Origin of the sequence: Xanthobacter tagetidis (assembly GCF_003667445.1) — a bacterium.
GTDB lineage: Bacteria > Pseudomonadota > Alphaproteobacteria > Rhizobiales > Xanthobacteraceae > Xanthobacter > Xanthobacter tagetidis.
Map to the genome: position 1 here is coordinate 16160 of NZ_RCTF01000017.1, position 18560 is coordinate 34719.

The following is an 18560-nucleotide window of genomic DNA, read 5'->3' on the forward strand; positions in this document are numbered from 1 at the left end:
TCTCCCCCGCGGGGAGGGGGTTCCGTGCCCCCGGAGCATGAACGGCCCACGGACGGCTCGCGGGCAGGCCGCAGTTTGACCGCGCCCGCCCGTGTGCTACTTCTCCGCCAACACCGGACGCATGGCGCAGGGGCAGGTGAGCCCCGCGCACTGCAACGACAAGCGGGCAACCGCCGCGGCGTCTTGATCGGGTTCATCCCCCCTGTCCAAGGCGAAGCCATGGGTCCGCGCGTCGACACTCCCTCCCCTCCCGGATCTTCCCGCCCGTTCTGCGCGGTCGCGCGCACGGTCGCGCCATGAGCGCGGAAGCGGTCCATCGCGACGTGCTGTGCCCGTTCTGCGGGCTGGGCTGCGACGACCTGGAGGTGGCGGTCTCGGGCCGCGCGGTGCGCGCGGTGCGCGCCTGCGGCGATGCCGCCCGCCTCTTGGAGCGCAGCGGCGAGCCGCCGCCCCCCTGCCGGGTGGACGGACGCCCGGCACCCTTCGAGGCGGCGGTGGCCGCCGCCGCCGGCCTCCTCGCCTCCCGCCGCGCCATCGCGATCGCCGGCCTCGGCGCCGACATGGAGGGCCTCGGCCGGCTCTACGACCTCGCGATGACCGCGGGCGCGAGCCTCGACCACGCCGCCTCGGGCGGCCTGTTCGCCAATCTCGACCGCCTCGCCCGCAAGGGCTGGGTCGCCGCGACGCTCGCCGAGGTGCGGAACCGCTGCGACCTGCTGGTGGTGCTCGGCCCCGATCCAAGCGCCGCCTTCGCCCGCTTCTTCGAGCGCGCGCTTCCCGCCCCCGCTCTGGCGGCGGGAGACGCGGCGGCGCCCATGTTCGTGGACCGCACCGTGCGCCGGCGCGTCTGCGTGCTCGGCGGGCCGCTCAGCGCCGGCGGGCGCCGGGCGCTCGCGCCGCACGACGTGGCCGAGGTGCCGCTCGATGCCGCCGCGCTGCCTGCGGTCGCGGCGGCGCTGGCGACCGCCCTGAAGGGCGGCGACCTTGCCGGCGCCGGCCTGCCGCCGGAGATCGCCGCCACCGTGTCCGAGCTCGCCGGCGTGCTGGCGAAGTCGCGCTATGCGGTGTTCGCCTGGGATGCGGCCCGCCTGCCGGCGGCCGATGCGGCGCGCGTGGCCGAGGCCGCCGCCGAGGCGGTGGCGGCGCTCAGCCGCACCACCCGCGCCGCCGTCTTCCCGCTCGGCGGGCGCGACAATGTGGTGGGCGCGCACCAGCTCGCCTTGTGGCGCTTCGGCTGGCCGCTGCGCACGGCGGTGGGGCCGGGCGGCGCGCGCCATGCGCCGGACCTCTACGAGACCCGCGCCGCGCTCGCCGATGCCGACCTGCTGCTGTTCGCCAGCGCGCTGCGTCCCGATGCGCCGCCGGCCTTCGCGCGCGGCCCGGTGATCGCGCTCGGCCATGCGCAGACCGTGTTCCCGCGCGAGCCGGACGTGTTCATTCCCGTGGGCACGCCCGGCGTCGACCATGCGGGCCACGTGTTCCGCATGGACCAGGTGGTGTGCCTGCCGCTCGCCGCCTTGCGGCCGGCGGCGCTGCCGAGCCTCGCCGAGGCGGCGGGGGCGATCCTCGCGGCGCTGGAGGCGCGGCCATGAGCCGGCGCATCCGGATCACAAGCGGGCGCATCTACGACCCCGCCAATGGCGTCGCCGATGCGGTGCGCGACCTGCTCATCGCCGACGGCTGCATTGTCGCGGACGCGCCGCCGTCCGCGCACGAGACCCGCATCGATGCGGCCGGCGCGGTGGTGATGGCGGGCGGCATCGACCTGCACAGCCACATCGCCGGCGGCAAGGTGAACCTCGCGCGCCTGCTGATGAGCGAGGACCGCGCCGCCTTCCCGGAGCCGGAGGGCGCGTTCTGCGGCTGCGGCGGCGGGCGCGCCGCGCCCACCACCCACGAGACCGGCTGCCGCTATTCCCAGATGGGCTACACCGCCGTGTTCGAGCCGGCGGTGGTGGGCGCCAATGCGCGCCACGCGCACCTGGAGATGGCCGACATCCCCAATATCGACACCGGCGGCTTCCTGGTGCTCGGCAATGACGACTTCCTGCTGCGCCTGATCGCCGAGGGCGAGGGACAGCAGGCGGTGAACGACTATGTGGCGTGGATGCTCAAGGCCACCCAGTGCTGCGCGGTGAAGATCGTCAATCCCGGCGGCATCTCGGCGTTCAAGTTCAACGCCCGCGCGCTCGATCTCGACGAGGCCGGCCCGTTCTACGGCCTCACCCCGCGCCGCATCCTCACGACCCTCCAGCGGGCGGTGACGGAACTAGGCGTGCCGCACCCGATCCACCTGCATGGCTGCAATCTCGGTGTGCCGGGCAACGTGGCGACCACGCTCGCCACCATCGGCGCCACCGAGGGCTTCCCGCTCCACCTCACCCACGTCCAGTTCCATGCCTATGGCATCGAGGGCGACCGGCGCTTCTCCTCCGGCGCGGCGGAGATCGCCGCCGCCGTGAACGCGAGCCCGCACATCTCGGTGGACGTGGGCCAGATCATGTTCGGCCAGACCGTGACCGCCTCGGCGGACCTCATGTCGCAATACCGCAACCACCGCCTCGCCAGCCCGAACAAGTGGATCGGCATGGACATCGAGTGCGACGCGGCGTGCGGCGTGGTGCCGTTCCAGTATCGCGACCAGTCGTTCGTGAACGCGCTGCAATGGGCCATCGGCCTGGAGCTGTTCCTGCTGATCGAGGACCCGTGGCGGGTGTACCTCACCACGGACCATCCCAATGGCGGTCCCTTCACTTCCTATCCGCATCTGATCCGGCTGCTGATGGACAAGGATTTCCGCGACCATCATCTCGGCCGCATCCATCCCGCGGCGCGCGCCCATACCCGCCTTTCCGAGATCCGGCGCGAATACACGCTGGAGGAGATCGCCGTGGTCACCCGCGCCGCCCCGGCCCGCACGCTCGGCCTGAAGGACCGCGGCCATCTCGGGCCCGGCGCGCGGGCGGACGTGGTGCTCTATGCCGATCAGGCCGACCGGGAGGCCATGTTCGCGGCGCCGCGCCTGGTGCTGAAGGACGGCGCCGAGGTGGTGCGCGACGGCGCCATCACCGCGCTTGCGCGCGGGCGGACCTATGCGGTCCACGCGGCCTATGACGGCGCCATGGACAGGCGCCTCGACCAGTGGTTCGACGCCGCCATCGGCCTCAAGGCGAAGCATTTCCGCATCGCCGACGGCGAGATCCGGGGCGGCGAGGGACCGGAGCTGGTGGAGCTTCAGCCATGAGCGGCGCCCCCGATCTCGTCCTCAACGGCGTCTGCGTGCGCGACGGCTTCGCCGAGGCCTTCCCCATGGCGGCGACGCGGCTTCTCGTCACCGCCGACACGGCGCGCTGGGCGCTCACCGCCGCGCGCAGCATGACGGGCTTCGCGACGTCGGTGATCGGCTGCGGCTGCGAAGCGGCGATCGAGCGGGAGCTCGCCCCCGCCGAGACGCCGGACGGGCGTCCGGGCGTCGCCGTGCTCGTCTTCGCCATGTCGCTGAAGGATCTGAAGAAAGTGGTGCCGCTCAGGGTCGGGCAGAGCGTGCTCACCTGCCCCACCACGGCCTGCTATGCCGGCATCGAAAGCGGGCCGTCGATCCCGCTCGGCCGGGCGCTGCGCTATTTCGGCGACGGCCATCAGGTGTCGAAGCGCCTCGCCGGCAAGCGCATCTGGCGCATCCCGGTGATGGAGGGCGAGTTCGTCTGCGACGAGACGACCGGCGCGGTTCCGGCGGCGGTGGGCGGCGGCAACTTCCTGATCCTCGCCCGCTCCCGCGCCGCCGCGCTCGCCGGCGCCGAGGCGGCGGTGGAGGCAATGGCGCAGGTGCACGGCGCGGTGATGCCGTTTCCCGGCGGCGTGGTGCGCTCCGGCTCGAAGGTGGGCAGCAAGTATCCCGGCCTCATCGCCTCCACCAACGGCGCCTATTGCCCGACGCTGCGCGCGGTGACGCCGACCGCCTTGCCGCCGGAGGCGGAGAGCGTGCTGGAGATCGTCGTCGACGGGCTGTCGGAAGCCGCGGTCGCCGCCAGCATGCGCGCCGGCATCGCGGCGGTGTGCGATCTCGGCGCCGAGGCGGGCATCCTCGCCGTCGACGCCGGCAATTACGGCGGCACGCTCGGCCCGTTCCACTTCCATCTGCACGCCATCATGGGGGGCGCGCCATGAGCGGGCTGCGCCTCGTTTTGAAGGCGCCGCTTGAGGCGCGGCTCGACTGCACCGGGCTCTTGCCGGCGGCGCTGTCCGGGCTCAGCGAGGCGGCGGCGGAGCGGCGCGTCCTGCCCTACGGCACAAGCCGGGCGGCGCTGGGCGACCTGTTCACGGTGACGCGCGGCGCCTCGGCGGCGCTGGTGATCTCGGGCGATGCGCGGCTCGATTTCGTCGGCGCCGGCCTCGGCGCGGGCGAAATCCTGGTGGACGGCCCCATCGGCGCCGGCGGCGGGTGGGGGATGACCGGCGGACGGCTGGTGGTGCGCGGCGCGGCGGGGGACGACCTCGCCGCGGGCCTGGCGGGCGGGCGCATCGAGGTGTCCGGCGCCGCAGGCGCGCGGCTCGGCGGCCCCCTTCCGGGCGCGCGCACGGGTATGCGCGACGGCCTGGTGAAGGTCGGCGGCGGCACCGGGCCACTCGCCGGCGTGCGCCAGCGCGGCGGGCTCATCCTCATCGCCGGCGATGCCGGCGAGCGGGCGGCGGAAGGCATGATCGCGGGCACGCTGGCGGTGGCAGGCGGCATCGGCCCGCGCGCCGGGCGCGGCATGCGGCGCGGCTCGCTGCTGCTGGGCCGGGCGCCGGACCTCGTGCCGGACGGTTTCGCGTCCTGCGGCGCGGCGGATTTCGTGATGCTGCTGCTCATCGCCCGGCGCGTGCCGGAGCTCGCCGCTGCGTTCGGCGGTGGCCTCTCCGGCCGGGCCGAGCGCCTGGTGGGCGACCGGCTTTCCGGCGGCGAAGGCGAGATTCTGGTTCTCAGCTGAGCGCGCGGCCGAGCCGCGCCACCGCCACCGCCGGAGCGCAATCGGCGGCCGCGCCGGCAAGGTCGGTGCCCTCCGCCAGCAGCGTCCCGATATCGCGGTAGGGCCGTCCCGCGCGCACCGCGAGGCGCGCCATCAGGCCGCGCCCCACGCCCGCGCCCACCAGCGGCGCGTCCTCCGGCAGGCCGGCGGCGGCCAGCACCCGCCCGAGCCCGCGCATCAGGAGCCCGAACTGCGCCTCGCTGGCGGCGGCGGCGAGCACGCCCGCCTCGTCGAGGCCGCCAGGGCCGAGGTCGCGCCCCACCATGCGCAGCAGGCGGCGCGCGCTCGCCTCTTCGGTCTTCTCTCCGCCGTCCGCCGCGGGGTGCAGGTCCGCGCACTCGGGCAGTTCGCCGATGAGGCGGTAGATGTCGGCGGTGGTGGCGAAATGCTCCGCCATCAGCGGCACCCAGGTGCCCCGGAACGGCAAGGCCGGGGCGAGCGCCATCACCGGCGTGCGGGCGATGCCGCTATAGACCAGCTCCCCCGCCACCAGCCGGTCGGCATCCGCATAGGCCACGGCCCGCACCGCGCCGTCCGCGAACGGCACGAAATCGGTGGTGGTGGAGCCCATGTCGGCGAGGAGGCCCGCCGGCAAAAGCTGCGCCAAGGCGCTGGCCGTGGCGTGCCAGTTGGCCGAGGCGATGTCGCCTGCATGAGCGGCGAGCGCGTCCGCGCCGACGAAGCCCGCCGGCCCGGCATAGAATTGCGTCTGCGCGCCGAGCCGTTCGGCGAGCGCCTGCCCCAAAGCGGCGACGCCGGTCGCCCGGTCGGGCCACAGGTCCACCAGTTCACCCGTCATGGTGACGAAAGAGGTCCCCTGAGACGGCGCCTGCGGTGCCGGCGGCAGGCCATCGAGCGCCTGGTCCAGCCGACCCAGCCCCTGCCACAGCGCGCACGGGGCGATGGCGACGGAAGCGAGCCGCCCGTCGGTGCCGAGCACGGCGCGCTTCAGGTGGGCGCCGCCCACGTCCCAGCCGATGACGGGTCTCATCTCAGTGCGATCTCCACTTGTGTCGCCGGTGGCAGATGGGGCAGAGCCGGCGGCGTGCCGGCGCGGATCAGCTCCGGCAGGAAGGCGGCGGGGTTCACCCCGAGCGCGGCATGAAGCCCGGCATAGGCGGTGGTGACGCGCGGGTTCACCTCCACCACCACCGGACCGGCCGGCGTCAGCACGATGTCGATGCCGATGATGCCGGCAAGGCCGGGAAAGGCCGCCGCCACGTCCTGCGCGAGCCGCGCCAGCGCGCCGTCCGGATCGGGAAGGCCGCCGACCGTGAGGCCGGTGAGGCTGAGCGCGCCGTCCGCCACCGCCACGTGCTGGCGGTTGGCCGCGAGCAGCCGCGCGCCGTCGGGCCGCACCAGCACCGAGAGGCTCGCCGGGATGCCCGCCACATAAGGCTGCACGATCAGGCCGGGCGCCGCCGGCGGCCGGGACCCCGCCGGCCACAGGCGGGTGTTCTCGCAGCCCGCCCCGTCGTCCGGCTTGGTGAGGCGCGGCCAGGGAAGATCATCCGGCGCCGCAGCGGCGGCAAAGGTCGGAATGTGCGGCAGGCCGGCGACGGCGAGGCGGCGGGCGGTCGCGCTCTTGCTGGAGCAGGTTTCCACCGCCTCGACGTCGCTGGCGATCAGCCGCGCGCCGCCGCGCCCCAGCCGGCGGATCATGGCGGCGAGCAGCCCGCCGGTCTCCGGCGCCACCGGCCAGACCACGTCCGCCTGCGCGGCCAGCGTGCTCCAGATCGCCCAGGGGTCGGCGCCCTCCGGCACCGGGATCGCGGCGTCGCTGGGCGCGGGCAGCCGGTCGTCATGGGCGGTGAGAACCTCCCGCACGCCGGGCAGCAGCGCGAGGTCGGCGCAGATGGCGTCGCGCATGCGCATGCCCTCCGGCACCAGGGTCTCGGGCAAAGGCGCGTCCCTCAGGCCGCCCGCCGTCACGAACTCACAGACGAAGACGCGCACAGCGGGCTTCCTTCGGGCGGGAGGGGGCGGGCGGCGGCGAGCCGCGCCGCGAGCGGTTCGGCCATGTCGCGGCCGGTGGCCTCATAGAGGCCCTTCCAGGCGGGCATGGAATTCACCTCCAGAACATAAAGCCGCCCGTCCTTGTCGGCGATGATGTCCACCCCCGCATGGTCGGCGCCCACCGCCGCCGCCGCCCTCACGGCGAGCGCCGCGAGCGGGCCCTCGGCCGCGACCGCTTCGCCGACGGCGCCCTGATGGATGTTGGTGATCCAGCCGGTGCCCCGCCGCACCATGGCCGCCTCCGCGCGCCCGCCCACCACGAACACGCGGAAGTCCTCCGGCGCGGCGGCGGCGACGAAGTCCTGGAGATAATAGACCGACCCCACCGTTTCCGGCTCCGGCAAGGGCGCGCCGGGAGAGAGGCGCGCGAGGCCGCGGCCCTGGGCGCCGAACAGCGGCTTCAGCACCGTGTCGGCGGGCGCCGCATCCACCCGCATCTGCGCCGCGACACGATCCTCCAGCACCACGGTGCGCGGGGTGGGCAGGCCGGCGCGGGCCAAAAGGAAGGTGGTGGCGCTCTTGTCGACGCAGCGCTCGATGGCGCGCGCGTCGTTCATCACCGGAACGCCGAGCGCCGACAGAGCGTGCAGCAGGCCGAGCCGCGCCGTCACCTGCTCGAAGCTGCCCGCCGGCACCGAGCGCACGAAGCAGGCGGCGGGCAGAAGGTCGCCGAAGCCCGGCAGCAGCAGGCCGTGGGCGGTCTCGCCGACGGCGAAGCCGCACGCCTTCAGGGAGAGGAGGCGCCCGCGGCAGCCGTGCCGCTTCAGCGCCGCCAGGAGCCCGCGCACATGCCAGTCGGCGCTTTCCGCGAACACGACGATGCCGGCGTCGCGGCTGCCGGGGCGCGCGCGCGCCATCTCAGCCGCCGAACGAGCGGGCGACGAGGTCCGGCGCGAAGCTCCCGGCCGTGAAGCTCGCACCGTGCTCCAGCGCGCTCACCGTGACGCGCGCCGGGGAGAACAGCAGCGGGTCCACCTGGTAGAAATCGCACCCATAGGCGGCGAACACCTCGGCGAACGGCCGGCCGTGGTCGCGCGAGGTGCCGGAGGGCAGGCGCGCCGAAAGGTCGCGCGCCGCCTCGGCCGGGCCGGACACAAACAGGTGGACGTCGCCGCCATAGAGCACCGCGTCGTTGGTGCGTCCCATGGCGGCGAGGAAGTCCGGGGCCGGCGGCGGCAGCGGCGCGCTGGCGAGCCCGTCGACGATGCGCGCCAGCGGGAAATGCAGCGCATGCGCCTTGTGCAGCGCCACCTCCAGCGTGCGGGCGACGATCTGCACCGTGCCGGCGAGCGAGGCGGTGGGGGTCAGGATCAGCGTCACCGCCTGCGGCGGGACGCCCGAGCGCGCGGCGATCTCGGCCACCACCGCCTCGGGCGGCGTCTGCGCCGTCTCCAGCACCAGCGTCACCGTGTCCGCCTTGTCGGCATAGCCGAGCTCCGCGAACAAAGGCTCGACGCAGGCGACCGCGCGCCCGGGGCCGGAGCCGAGGGCGAAGAAGTCGCCGGCCGCAAGGCTCCAGCCGGCATACTGGCTGGCGAGGCACGCCATCACCGGGTCTTCGCTCGACACCGAGACCAGGGTGGACCAGGGCGAGAAGCGGTCGGACGGCGTCAGCGCGACGCGCCCCCGCCCGCCCATGCAGATCTCGGCGATGCGCCGTCCGGCCTCGATGCCGCCCGGAACGGCGATGCCGGCATCGACGATGCGCGCCCCCAGCGGGCCGCTGGAGACCGCAAGGCGCAGCCGCGCGGCGTCGGCCACCAGGGCCTCCACCAGCGGGCGCACGCTTTCAGCAATGCTGGTGGGGGAGGGCGGGGCTGCGGGCGGGGTGGTCATCGGCCCGCCTCAGGCAAGTTCGCGCGCCAGCGCGAAAATGGTGGGCAGGTCGACGAACAGCGCCGTCCGGGTGTCGAGCAGCCGCCGGAACAGCGCCTGCTGGACCCGGTACTTGAGATCGCCGATGGCGAGCGGGCCGATGCCCGTTCCGGTGCCGCCTGCGAGCGGGGCTCCGTCGTCATGCGCGCCGATGCCGGCGATGCCGGCGGGCGGCACGGCGTTCACGTCCGCGGCCACCAGAACCGTCTCCGCGGCGGCGACCAGGGAGGCAGAGAGGATCTCCACGCCCGCCCGGCCGGCGCTGATCACCACGTCGCTGGCGGCGAGCAGCGCCGCCTTCTCCGCGTCGGTCTCGGCGTTGGCGCAGGCGAGATCCACCCTGAAGCGCTGCTGGAACTCGGCCGCCTTGATCGTCACCGGCGTCAGCCCGCGATGGCTCACCAGCGTCACCTTCGCGCCGGCCTCGGCGGCGATCACCGCGGCGATGGAGCCGACCACGCCGGTGCCGCCGAACACCTTCACCTGCGCGCCCATGAGCGCGCCGGGCCGGCGGCCGGACAATTGCCGTTCCACCTTGGCGATCACGGCGGCGGCGGTGGTGAACGCGCCGGCGGGATCGGGAAACACCGAGATCTCGAACGGCGGGAACAGCGCGGCGCGCGCCGTCTGCGCCATGTCGAAGGCGAGGCTCGCATCGCGTCCGCCGATGAACAGCGCGGTGCGGGCGGCCGCAGCCGGGGGGCGCGAGAACATCATGTCCTGGGTGAGCGCGCGCACCTCGTCGAGCGTCACGTGGGGATAGGGCGCGATCCGCCCATAGCCGGCGTCGAACGCCATGTTCACGTCGAACGGGCTCACCTGCGAGAGCGGCGAGATCATGTGCAGGATGGGCGTCGGGTCCGCCATGGAGGATGCTCCAGTTGGGGGAGGCATCGGCGGGTGGCCGCGCCGCGATCAGGGACCACGGCGCGGCGGTTTCAGCCCCGCGCGCAGGAATGCCGGGCGGCCTGCAGCCGGCGCGAAGAGCGCCGGCCCGGCCACGCGGGACGTCAGGCGGCGAACGGGTGCTTGGCCTTGTCGCGCTCGGCGGTCACGGTCGCCGCGGTGGGCGTGCCGGCGACGGCGCGCTCGATCGAGAGCTTGGTGGCCTCGTAATTGTACTGCTGGATCTTGGCGTCGTCCGCCGCCTCCCAGTGGATGAACACGCCGACGCAGATGAAGATGTCGTCGGCCTCCTCCATGGGGATGGTGCCCTCGGCGACGCAGTCCTGCACCGCCTTGGCGACGCCGTACTGCGCCGGGCCGAACATCTGCACCGCCTGGCGCGCATCCTTGATGGTCACCTTGTTGAACATCACCGTGTTGGGCTTGCACGGCAGGTTCGGGGCGATCACCGCCAGGAGCGAGGTGAAGCCGTCCTTGTTGTTGGTGAGGCTGGTGCAGAAGGCGGTCTCGACCGCGCTGCCGCGCGGGCCGATCAGGAGGTCGATGTGGGCGACCTCGTTGCCGTCGCCCACCAGCGCCTCGCCCACCAGGACCTTGGAAATCTTCGCCATCTTGAGCCTCCCTCGCCGGATCTCAGGGTGACCGCCGCCGCATGGAGGGGACAGCGGTTCCACGCCGCCTATCCTTGTTGCAGCATCCGGCGGGAGGCCGGACCGGTTCGCCAGATAGCGCGGCCGAACCTAGCCGAGCCCCCCGCCGCCAGCAAGCGGCGCGGGGCGCGGCGCCGGGACACGGCGCGAGGATCAAGTGCTGGCCACGGCGGGCGTCACGCCGCGGCCCGTTCGGCGGCCGGGCGCCGCCGCAGCACGGCGTGGGCGAGGGCGGGCGGGACATAGGCCGCCCGCTCCAGCGGGGCGATGTCGCTGCCGGGCGGCACGATCGCGTCGATGCGGTCGAGCAGCGCGTCGTCCAGCATCACGCCGGCGCCGGCGAGATAGGCGTCGAGCTGCTCGGGCGTGCGCGGCCCGATGATCGCCGCCGTCATGGCCGGGTGTGCCACCACGAAGGCGAGCGCCATGTGGGGGAGCGCGATGCCGGCTTCGTCCGCGAGCCGGATCAGCTGCTCCACCGCGTCGAGGCTGGCCTCGTCGGACATCGCCCGAGGGAAGTAGCTGGCGCGCAGCGAGGCCGGCGCCGGGCGGCCCTTGCGGTACTTGCCGGTGAGCATGCCCTTGGCGAGCGGGCTCCAGGCCAGGACGCCCATGCCGAAGCGCTCGCACGCCGGCAGGACGTCGCGCTCGATGGACCGGTTCAGGATCGAATAGGGCGGCTGCTCGGTGCGGAAGCGGGCGAGCGCGCGCCGCTCGGCCACCCACTGCGCCTCGACGATGTCGGCGGCGGGGAAGGTGGAGGCGCCGATGGCGCGCACCTTGCCCTGGCGCATCAGGTCGGTGAGGGCGGACAGCGTCTCCTCCATGTCGGTACCGGGCACCGGGCGGTGGAGCTGGTACAGGTCGATATGGTCGGTCTGGAGCCGGAGCAGGGACTCCTCCACCGCCTGCACGAGCCAGCGCCGCGAGCCGCCGCGCCGGTTGGGGTCGTCGCCCATGGGCAGGACCGCCTTGGTGGCGAGGACGACGGCATTGCGGCGCCCCTTGAGCGCCTTGCCGACGATCTCCTCGGACTCGCCGTTGCTGTAGGCGTCTGCCGTGTCGATGAAGTTGATGCCGGCATCGAGCGCCTTGTGGATCATCCGGACGCATTCGTCGTGGTCGGAATTGGCGAGGCTCCCGAACATCATGGTGCCGAGGCAATAGGGGCTGACCTGGATGCCGGTGCGGCCGAGCGGGCGATGGTGCATGGAGGGGCTTCCCCGTGGCAGGTGCGGCGCGTGCTTGTCGGCGCCGCTCCCGCGCGGTAGGAGTAAAAACGGAACGTGCTCCGTTATAATACGGAACATGTTCCGTTTAGCAAGGGGGCCATCCTGGCCATGGAATCGCACGACCCGGACGCGGCGGCGCCAGGCGGAGCTCCGGCCCGCAGGGGCCAGCGCGCCGATGCGCAGCGCAACCTCGAAACCCTGCTGCGCGCCGCCAAGGAGGTGTTCGCGCAGGCGGGCCTCGACGCGCCCGTGCGCGACATCGCCGCGCGCGCCGGGGTCGGGGTCGGCACCGTGTACCGCCACTTTCCGCGCCGCCCCGACCTGATCGCCGCGGTTTTCCGGCAGGAGATGGATGCCTGCGCCGATGCCGCCGACGCGCTCGCCGCCACCCATCCGCCGTTCGAGGCGCTGGAGCTGTGGATGCAGCGCTTCGTGGACCTCGCCGCCACCAAGTATGGCCTCGCCCGGGCGCTGCATTCCGGCGATCCCGCGTTCGACGGCCTGCCGGAACGGCGGGAGCAGCGCCTGTGGCCCGCCTTCCGCGGCCTGTTCGAGCGCGCCCGCGCGGACGGCGCCATCAAGAGCGACATCGCCGCCGACGACTTCCTCTATGCCGCCGGGCATCTGTGCCTGTCGGTGCAGGACAGCCGCCCCGAGCAGGCGCGGCGCCTGGTGGGCCTCCTGGTCCAGGGGCTGCGCCACGCCTGAGCGCGGCGGCGGGCGCCTCTTGCAGCGGAAAGCTCCGCTTCCCATCCTTATTGCGACGATCCGGCGCAACGCCGGCAACCGGATGCAATGGGGCCGGCCGGATACCGGCTCCTGGAGGAGAAGATGAACCACCTGAAGACGGTGATCATGCTCGCGGGCATGACCGCGCTGTTCATGGGCGTCGGCTACATGATCGGCGGCCAGGGCGGCATGATGATCGCCTTCGTGGTGGCCGCGGGCATGAACGTGTTCAGCTACTGGAACGCGGACAAGATGGTCCTGCGCATGTACGGCGCGCGCGAGGTGGACGACCGCACCGCGCCGCAGCTGGTCGGCATGGTGCGCCAGCTCGCCCACAATGCGGGCCTGCCCATGCCGAAGGTCTACATCATGGACAACCCGCAGCCGAACGCCTTCGCCACCGGCCGCAACCCGCAGAACGCGGCGGTCGCCGCCACCACGGGCCTGCTGGAGATGCTCACCCCCGACGAGGTGGCGGGCGTGATGGCGCACGAATTGGCGCACATCAAGCACTACGACACTCTCACCATGACCCTCACCGCCACCATCGCCGGCGCCATCTCCATGCTGGCGAACTTCGGCATGTTCTTCGGCGGCGGGCACAACCGGGAGGGCGGCAGCCCGTTCGGCGCCATCGGCACCATCGCCATGGTGATCCTCGCCCCGCTCGCCGCCATGGTGGTGCAGATGGCGATCTCCCGCTCGCGCGAATACGAGGCCGACCGGGGCGGCGCCGAGATTTCCGGCAACCCCATGGCGCTCGCCAGCGCCCTCGCCAAGATCTCCGGCGGCGTCCACCAGGTGGAGAATTACGAGGCCGAGGCGAACCCCGCCACCGCGCACATGTTCATCATCAACCCGCTGTCGGGGGCGCGGATGGACAATCTGTTCTCCACCCATCCGGCGGCGGAGAACCGCATCGCCGCGCTCACCGAGCTCGCCCGCCGCATGGGCGGCAGCGTCCGCCCCGCTCCCGCCGGCCCGGCGCCGCGTGCGCCGTGGGGCGGCCAGAGCGGTGGGCAGGGTGGCCCCCGGCGCGGCCCCTGGGGCTGAATGACGTGCCGCTTTCAGGCCGCGGCCGAGAGTGGCACCGCTCAGGCGGCGCCTTCGCCGGCCGCGCGCAAGGCGGAAAGACCCTCGCGATAGGTCGGGTGGGCCAGCACCACGCCGAGCTCGCCCTTCAGCCGGGCGTTGGAGACGCGCTTGTTGTTGGCCCAGAAGCTCAGCGCCATGGGGCTCATGGCCTTGGCCGCCTCGGCGAAGGGCACCACCTCCGGCGCCGGCAGGCCGAGCAGCGCCGCGGCGTGCAGGATGGGATCGCTTGAGGCGGCGGGTTCGTCGTCGGTGACGTTGAGCACGCCCGAGAAGCGCCGTTCCACCACCGCGAGAATGGCGCTGGCGATGTCGTCCACATGGATGCGGTTGAACACCTGGCCCGGCCGCGCGATCGCCCGCGCCTCGCCGGCGCGCACCTGCACCAAAGCGTTGCGGCCGGGGCCGTAGATGCCGGCGAGCCGGAGCGCCGCCACCGGGATGCCGGCGCGCCGGCCGAAATCGAGCCAGGCCGCTTCCGCCTCCAGCCGCCGCACCAGGCGCGGGCTGTCCGGGCGCGGGGCCGTCGCCTCGTCCACCCAGGCGCCGTCATGGTTGCCGTAGACGCCGAGCGTGGTGAGATAGACCACCTGCGACAGGCGCCCGGCCGCGAGCGCCGGCCCGGCGATCCGCAGCACGGGGTCGCCGGTCTCGTCCGGCGGGGCGGAGGCCACGAGCACATCGGCCCGCGCCAGCGCCGCCGCCAGATCGGGCGACAGCGTCTGCCCGTCGAACACGAAGCCCTCCACGCCCGCCGGCATGGCGCGCGCCTTCTCGGGCGTGCGGGCGGTGCCGATCACGCGGGAGAAGGCGCCGGGATGGAGCGCCACCAGATGGCGCGCGCAATAGCCGAAGCCGAGGGCGGCGAGGGTCGTCATGACCCGGTCTTGCCCGAGCGGGAGGCCGCAGGCAAGCGCGCCCCGGCCGCCGCCTTCACCGCCGCTCCCTGAAGAACGCCTTCAGCACTTCCGAGGCCTGCCGCTCGGCGATGCCGCCATAGACTTCGGGGGCGTGGTGGCAGGTCGCCTGCGAGAAGAAGCGCGGGCCGTGCTCCACCCCGCCGCCCTTGGGATCGGCGGCGGCGAAATAGAGCCGGCGGATGCGGGCGAACGAGATCGCCGCCGCGCACATGGCGCACGGCTCCAGCGTCACGTAGAGGTCGCAGTTCAGCAGCCGCTCGGACTTCAGCGCCGTCCCGCCGGCGCGCAGCACCAGGATTTCCGCGTGGGCCGTGGGATCGGACAGCTCGCGGGTGCGGTTGCCGTCGCGGGCGATCACCTGGGAGCCGCGCACCAGCACCGCGCCGACCGGAACCTCGCCCCGCTCCGCGGCGGCGCGCGCCTCGTTGAGCGCCATCTGCATGAAGGTTCCCGACATCCGATCTCCGCAACTGCCGCAAAAGCGCCGCTCGCGGCCGCGCCCGCGCTGTGCTATCGCCCCTCCATGCCCCGCACCACACCGCCCCGCAAGGAAAAGAACCGCGTGCCGCGCGACAAGCGCGCGCTCCCCGCAGCCCCCCAGAAAGACGCCGAGCGCGTCGCCAAGGTCATCGCCCGCGCCGGGCTCGGCTCGCGCCGCGAGATCGAGGACTGGATCACCGAAGGCCGCGTCGCCGTGAACGGCACGGTGCTGGAGAGCCCGGCCTTCACCGTGACCGCCGCCGACGCCATCATGGTGGACGGCGCGCCGCTGCCCGAGCGCGAGCGCACCCGCCTCTTCCTTTACCACAAGCCGCGCGGCGTCGTGACCACCAACCGCGACCCGGAAGGCCGCACGACGCTGTTCGAGATCCTGCCGCAGGGCCTTCCGCGCCTGGTCAGCGTCGGCCGGCTCGACCTCAATTCCGAGGGCCTGCTGCTGCTGACCAATGACGGCGGCCTCGCCCGCGTGCTGGAACTGCCGGAGACCGGCTGGCTGCGCCGCTACCGGGTGCGCGCCAATGGCAGCGTCGACCAGGCGCAGCTCGACGCGCTCATCAAGGGCATCACCGTGGACGGGGTGGAGTACGGCCCGATCGAGGCGACGCTCGACCGCGCCCAGGGCGCCAATGCCTGGCTCACGGTGGCGCTGCGCGAGGGCAAGAACCGCGAGGTGCGCAACGTGCTCGGCGCGCTCGGCCTCACGGTCGGGCGGCTGATCCGCGTCTCCTATGGGCCGTTCCAGCTCGGCGACATCGCCGAGGGCGGCATCGAGGAGGTGAAGACCCGCATCCTGCGCGACCAGATCGGCGCCGAGATCGCCGCCGCCTCCGGGGCCGACTTCGCCGGCCCGATGGTGGAGCGCGAGATCGAACAGGTGCCGGTCCGTCCGCTGCGCCCCGCCGGCAAGCGGCAGGCCGAGCGCGAGGAACAGACCGGCGCCGCCCGCCGTCCCGGCCGAGTCCGGCAGGAGCGCGCCGTCGACGACGCCCCCGCCCCGCGCGGCCGCGATCGCAAGCGGCGCGAGGAGCGCGAACTGGAGAGCGTCGGCACGGTGGCGGACCGCAAGGGCCGTACCGTGACGGTGGAGCGCGTGGTGAAGACCGAGGCCCCGGCCCGTCCCGCCCGCGGCGGCAAAAGCGACGGCGCGCGGCGCGGTCGGCCCGGCGGCAAGGATGGCGGCAGGGACTTCGACCGCCCCGAAGGCCGCTTCGGCGAGAAGCCGCGGCGCGCCGGCCCGGGCCGCTTCGCCCGCGAGGAGGGCACCGAGGGGCGCCGCGAGGGGCCGCGCGGCCGCCCGTCCCGATCGGACGAGCGCGAGGCGCGGCCCGATTTCCGCAAGGGCGGCGCCAGGAGCGGCGAGCGCCCCCGGAGTGGCGAGCGCGGTGAATTTGGCGAGCGCCCCGCCCGCGGCTTCGCCGACCGGCCGCCCCGCGCCCGCCGGGAGGATGCCGGCGGCGAGCGCCCGCAGCGCAGCTATCAGGACCGTCCGCCCCGTGCACGGCGCGAGGATGCCGGCGGCGACCGCCCGCCGCGCGCGCCCCGTTCGGGCGACGGCGACCACCGCATCGGGCGCGCGCCGGGCGGCCCGCGCCGGGACGACTTCGCTGGCGACCGCGCCGAGCGGCCCTCCCGTCCGCCCCGTCCGCGCGGCGAGGAGGAGCGGGGCGGCGCCCGGCCGCAGCGCAGCTATCAGGACCGCCCGCCCCGCGCGCGGCGGGACGATGACGCCGGCGCCCGTCCGCCGCGCGGCGAGCGTCCGTCCTATGGCGACCGGCCGCCCCGGCGCGAGGGTGCCCCCGGCGCCGGCCCGCGCGGTCCGGGCCGCGGCTTCGCCGAACGCTCCGACGGCCGCGAGGATGGTCGCCCGCCCCGGCGCAGCGTCGGCGGCGGCTTCCGCAGCGAAGGCGGCAGAGAAGGCGGCAGGAGCGAGCGTCCCCGCAGCGAAGGCTTCGCCGGCGAGCGGCCGCGCGGCGCCGGGCCGAAAGGTCCGGGAGCCAAGGGGCCGGGCAGCCGCGGTCCCGGCGGCAAGGGCGCCGGGCCGAAGGGATTCAAGGGTGGCCGGCCGTCCGGCGGCCCGAAGTCTGGCCCGAAGTCCGGCCCCCGCAGCGGGCCGCGCGGCAAAAGCTGAGGCGGCGCGGTGCGCATCGTCGGCGGCAGCCTCAAGGGACGGGTGCTGAAGGGGCCGCGCGCCGGCCTCATCCGCCCCACCTCCGACCGGCTGCGCGAGAGCCTGTTCAACGTGCTCGCCCACGCTTATGGCGACCCCTGCGCGGGCGCACAGGTGCTGGACCTGTTCGCCGGGACCGGCGCGCTCGGGCTGGAGGCGCTCTCGCGCGGCGCCCGCTTCTGCCTGTTCGTGGACGACAGCGCCGAGGGGCGCGGCCTGATCCGCGACAATGTGGAGGCGCTCGGCCTCACCGGATCGACGAAGATCTTCCGCCGCGATGCCGGCCGGCTCGGCCCGGCGGGGCCCAATGACGGGCCGTTCGGCCTCGTCTTCTGCGATCCGCCTTATGGCAAGGGCCTCGCCGAGGCCGCGCTGGCGGCGGCGCGCGACGGCTGGCTCACGCCCGACGCCTTGGTGGTGGTGGAGGAGCGCACCGGCGCCTTCGCCGCGCCCGAGGGCTTCCGCGAGCTGGAACGGCGCGCCTATGACGACAGCGAGCTGACCTTCCTGGAGCGCGCCGGGCCGGCCTGACCGGCCGCCGACTGTTGCCCTCGGGCAACGCTCCGGCCCGCAGAAGCGGCCCCACGGCCCTGCCCCAACCCCTGCCCCAACCCCTGCACCCCCTCGCCATGATGACGCCACGAGAGCGCATCAGTGAAGGCCCGTCCGGGGGCACGGGCTTCGATCCCGCCCGGCCGCTCCCAGCGCCGAGCCGATGCCGCGTCCGTTCCCGGCCGCGCGTCGCCCGGCATTGCGGCGCTCAGGCACGACACGGGCGGCGCGACAAGGTTTGAGAAACCATGCGCCGCGGTTTGCGTCTTCCGGCGATCGAATTGCGGCTCGCGCCGCTGCGGAAGGCGCTCCACGGAAGGTTCGCTTAACCGGACGGCGGCTAGATGGAGCCTCCGGTACGCGTGTTGAGAAGGGAGACACCGGAAATGCGTTTCATCGGCTTTGCTCGCGGCTTCCGGTTCGCGGCTCTTTTCGGCTTCGCGCTGGCGCTCGCCGCGTGCGCGAACACGCCGAACCCCAATGCGGCAGGCGGCCAGGCCGGTCCTCCCGGGTCTCCCCAGGAGTTCATCGTCGCGGTGGGCGACCGCGTGTTCTTCGAGAGCGACCAGACCGACCTCACCCCGCAGGCCCGCGCCACCCTCGACCGGCAGGCGCAGTGGCTCCAGCAGTGGAACCGCTACACCTTCGTCATCGAGGGCCATGCGGACGAGCGCGGCACGCGCGAGTACAACATCGCCCTCGGCGCCCGGCGCGCCCAGGCGGTGCGCGACTATCTCGCCTCGCGCGGCATCGACATCGCCCGCATGCGCACCATCTCCTACGGCAAGGAGCGCCCGGTGGCAGTGTGCAACGACATCTCCTGCTGGTCGCAGAACCGCCGCGCCGTCACGGTGCTGAACGCCGGCGGCGCCTCCTGAGGCCCGCCGTCTCCCGCGGGGCGACCCGCGGGA

18 protein-coding genes are annotated in these 18560 nt (G+C 74.0%); 9 read left to right on the forward strand and 9 right to left on the reverse strand.

Annotation, left to right across the window (positions count from 1 at the left end; genetic code table 11):
• Positions 1–296 precede the first annotated feature (296 nt).
• From D9R14_RS17675 to D9R14_RS17690, 4 genes are read left to right on the forward strand one after another with little or no spacing between them, the layout of a single operon-like run.
• On the forward strand, positions 297–1592 hold the full coding sequence (locus D9R14_RS17675) for a molybdopterin-binding domain-containing protein (RefSeq protein WP_121624672.1): 1296 nt from the start codon (positions 297–299) through the stop codon (positions 1590–1592).
• Complete coding sequence (locus tag D9R14_RS17680; protein WP_121624673.1) at positions 1589–3244, forward strand: formylmethanofuran dehydrogenase subunit A; 1656 nt, start codon at positions 1589–1591, stop codon at positions 3242–3244. Before D9R14_RS17675 ends, D9R14_RS17680 begins: the two co-directional genes overlap by 4 nt.
• Complete coding sequence (gene fhcD, locus D9R14_RS17685) at positions 3241–4167, forward strand: formylmethanofuran--tetrahydromethanopterin N-formyltransferase (protein ID WP_121624674.1); 927 nt, start codon at positions 3241–3243, stop codon at positions 4165–4167. The genes D9R14_RS17680 and fhcD overlap by 4 nt, the downstream gene beginning before the upstream one ends.
• Positions 4164–4970 carry a formylmethanofuran dehydrogenase subunit C gene (locus D9R14_RS17690; RefSeq protein WP_121624675.1) on the forward strand — a complete coding sequence of 269 codons (807 nt, stop codon included), beginning with the start codon at positions 4164–4166 and terminating at the stop codon, positions 4968–4970. Before fhcD ends, D9R14_RS17690 begins: the two co-directional genes overlap by 4 nt.
• Here the strand turns inward: D9R14_RS17690 and D9R14_RS17695 are convergent.
• From D9R14_RS17695 to D9R14_RS17725, 7 genes are all read right to left on the reverse strand, one after another.
• Complete coding sequence (locus D9R14_RS17695) at positions 4963–6000, reverse strand: hydantoinase/oxoprolinase family protein (protein ID WP_121624676.1); 1038 nt, start codon at positions 5998–6000, stop codon at positions 4963–4965. The genes D9R14_RS17690 and D9R14_RS17695 overlap by 8 nt on opposite strands.
• Positions 5997–6965, reverse strand: a complete 969-nt coding sequence (locus D9R14_RS17700; RefSeq protein ID WP_121624677.1) for an ATP-grasp domain-containing protein — start codon at positions 6963–6965, stop codon at positions 5997–5999. The genes D9R14_RS17695 and D9R14_RS17700 overlap by 4 nt, the downstream gene beginning before the upstream one ends.
• Complete coding sequence (locus D9R14_RS17705) at positions 6938–7882, reverse strand: RimK family alpha-L-glutamate ligase (protein WP_121624678.1); 945 nt, start codon at positions 7880–7882, stop codon at positions 6938–6940. The genes D9R14_RS17700 and D9R14_RS17705 overlap by 28 nt, the downstream gene beginning before the upstream one ends.
• Before the next feature lies 1 nt (position 7883).
• A complete protein-coding gene (gene mch, locus D9R14_RS17710) occupies positions 7884–8861 on the reverse strand; it encodes a methenyltetrahydromethanopterin cyclohydrolase (protein ID WP_121624679.1) in 978 nt (325 codons plus the stop codon).
• 9 nt (positions 8862–8870) lie between these two features.
• Entirely contained in the window at positions 8871–9767 is an 897-nt protein-coding gene (locus D9R14_RS17715; protein ID WP_121624680.1) for a methylene-tetrahydromethanopterin dehydrogenase N-terminal domain-containing protein, read from the reverse strand.
• 143 nt (positions 9768–9910) lie between these two features.
• Positions 9911–10417 carry a formaldehyde-activating enzyme gene (fae, locus tag D9R14_RS17720; protein WP_121624681.1) on the reverse strand — a complete coding sequence of 169 codons (507 nt, stop codon included), beginning with the start codon at positions 10415–10417 and terminating at the stop codon, positions 9911–9913.
• 215 nt (positions 10418–10632) lie between these two features.
• Complete coding sequence (locus D9R14_RS17725) at positions 10633–11667, reverse strand: aldo/keto reductase (protein ID WP_121624682.1); 1035 nt, start codon at positions 11665–11667, stop codon at positions 10633–10635.
• A gap of 129 nt (positions 11668–11796) precedes the next feature.
• Here D9R14_RS17725 and D9R14_RS17730 point away from each other — a divergent pair, with 129 nt between their 5' ends.
• Together D9R14_RS17730 and htpX are read left to right on the forward strand one after the other, a co-directional pair.
• The gene (locus D9R14_RS17730) at positions 11797–12396 is read left to right on the forward strand and encodes a TetR/AcrR family transcriptional regulator (protein ID WP_121624683.1); all 600 of its coding nucleotides are present in this window, start codon (positions 11797–11799) and stop codon (positions 12394–12396) included.
• 123 nt (positions 12397–12519) lie between these two features.
• Entirely contained in the window at positions 12520–13470 is a 951-nt protein-coding gene (gene htpX, locus D9R14_RS17735; protein ID WP_121624751.1) for a zinc metalloprotease HtpX, read from the forward strand.
• 41 nt (positions 13471–13511) lie between these two features.
• Here htpX and D9R14_RS17740 read toward each other — a convergent pair whose 3' ends face one another.
• Positions 13512–14387, reverse strand: a complete 876-nt coding sequence (locus D9R14_RS17740; RefSeq protein ID WP_121624684.1) for an NAD-dependent epimerase/dehydratase family protein — start codon at positions 14385–14387, stop codon at positions 13512–13514.
• Between the two features lie 55 nt (positions 14388–14442).
• Positions 14443–14886, reverse strand: coding sequence for a nucleoside deaminase (locus tag D9R14_RS17745; RefSeq protein WP_121624685.1), 444 nt, complete (start codon positions 14884–14886; stop codon positions 14443–14445).
• Positions 14887–14991: 105 nt separating this feature from the next.
• On the opposite strand from D9R14_RS17745, the gene D9R14_RS17750 reads away from it, so the two are divergent.
• The 3 genes from D9R14_RS17750 (at position 14992) to pal (ending at position 18527) form a co-directional block, all read left to right on the forward strand.
• The gene (locus tag D9R14_RS17750) at positions 14992–17058 is read left to right on the forward strand and encodes a pseudouridine synthase (protein WP_245420868.1); all 2067 of its coding nucleotides are present in this window, start codon (positions 14992–14994) and stop codon (positions 17056–17058) included.
• Positions 17059–17067: 9 nt separating this feature from the next.
• Positions 17068–17628: a 16S rRNA (guanine(966)-N(2))-methyltransferase RsmD gene (gene rsmD, locus D9R14_RS17755; RefSeq protein WP_121624687.1), complete on the forward strand. Its 561-nt coding sequence runs from the start codon at positions 17068–17070 to the stop codon at positions 17626–17628.
• A gap of 407 nt (positions 17629–18035) precedes the next feature.
• Entirely contained in the window at positions 18036–18527 is a 492-nt protein-coding gene (pal, locus tag D9R14_RS17760; protein ID WP_121624688.1) for a peptidoglycan-associated lipoprotein Pal, read from the forward strand.
• Positions 18528–18560 lie beyond the last annotated feature (33 nt).

Excerpts from the sequence above, each read along its gene's own strand:
- D9R14_RS17715 (WP_121624680.1), bottom strand. The coding sequence starts at position 9,767 with ATGGCGGACCCGACGCCCATCCTGCACATGATCTCGCCGCTCTCGCAG.
- D9R14_RS17705 (WP_121624678.1), bottom strand. The coding sequence starts at position 7,882 with ATGGCGCGCGCGCGCCCCGGCAGCCGCGACGCCGGCATCGTCGTGTTC.
- D9R14_RS17740 (WP_121624684.1), bottom strand. The coding sequence starts at position 14,387 with ATGACGACCCTCGCCGCCCTCGGCTTCGGCTATTGCGCGCGCCATCTG.
- D9R14_RS17675 (WP_121624672.1), top strand. The coding sequence starts at position 297 with ATGAGCGCGGAAGCGGTCCATCGCGACGTGCTGTGCCCGTTCTGCGGG.
- pal (WP_121624688.1), top strand. The coding sequence starts at position 18,036 with ATGCGTTTCATCGGCTTTGCTCGCGGCTTCCGGTTCGCGGCTCTTTTC.
- D9R14_RS17690 (WP_121624675.1), top strand. The coding sequence starts at position 4,164 with ATGAGCGGGCTGCGCCTCGTTTTGAAGGCGCCGCTTGAGGCGCGGCTC.
- D9R14_RS17725 (WP_121624682.1), bottom strand. The coding sequence starts at position 11,667 with ATGCACCATCGCCCGCTCGGCCGCACCGGCATCCAGGTCAGCCCCTAT.
- D9R14_RS17730 (WP_121624683.1), top strand. The coding sequence starts at position 11,797 with ATGGAATCGCACGACCCGGACGCGGCGGCGCCAGGCGGAGCTCCGGCC.
- fhcD (WP_121624674.1), top strand. The coding sequence starts at position 3,241 with ATGAGCGGCGCCCCCGATCTCGTCCTCAACGGCGTCTGCGTGCGCGAC.
- mch (WP_121624679.1), bottom strand. The coding sequence starts at position 8,861 with ATGACCACCCCGCCCGCAGCCCCGCCCTCCCCCACCAGCATTGCTGAA.
- fae (WP_121624681.1), bottom strand. The coding sequence starts at position 10,417 with ATGGCGAAGATTTCCAAGGTCCTGGTGGGCGAGGCGCTGGTGGGCGAC.
- D9R14_RS17745 (WP_121624685.1), bottom strand. The coding sequence starts at position 14,886 with ATGTCGGGAACCTTCATGCAGATGGCGCTCAACGAGGCGCGCGCCGCC.
- htpX (WP_121624751.1), top strand. The coding sequence starts at position 12,520 with ATGAACCACCTGAAGACGGTGATCATGCTCGCGGGCATGACCGCGCTG.
- D9R14_RS17695 (WP_121624676.1), bottom strand. The coding sequence starts at position 6,000 with ATGAGACCCGTCATCGGCTGGGACGTGGGCGGCGCCCACCTGAAGCGC.
- D9R14_RS17680 (WP_121624673.1), top strand. The coding sequence starts at position 1,589 with ATGAGCCGGCGCATCCGGATCACAAGCGGGCGCATCTACGACCCCGCC.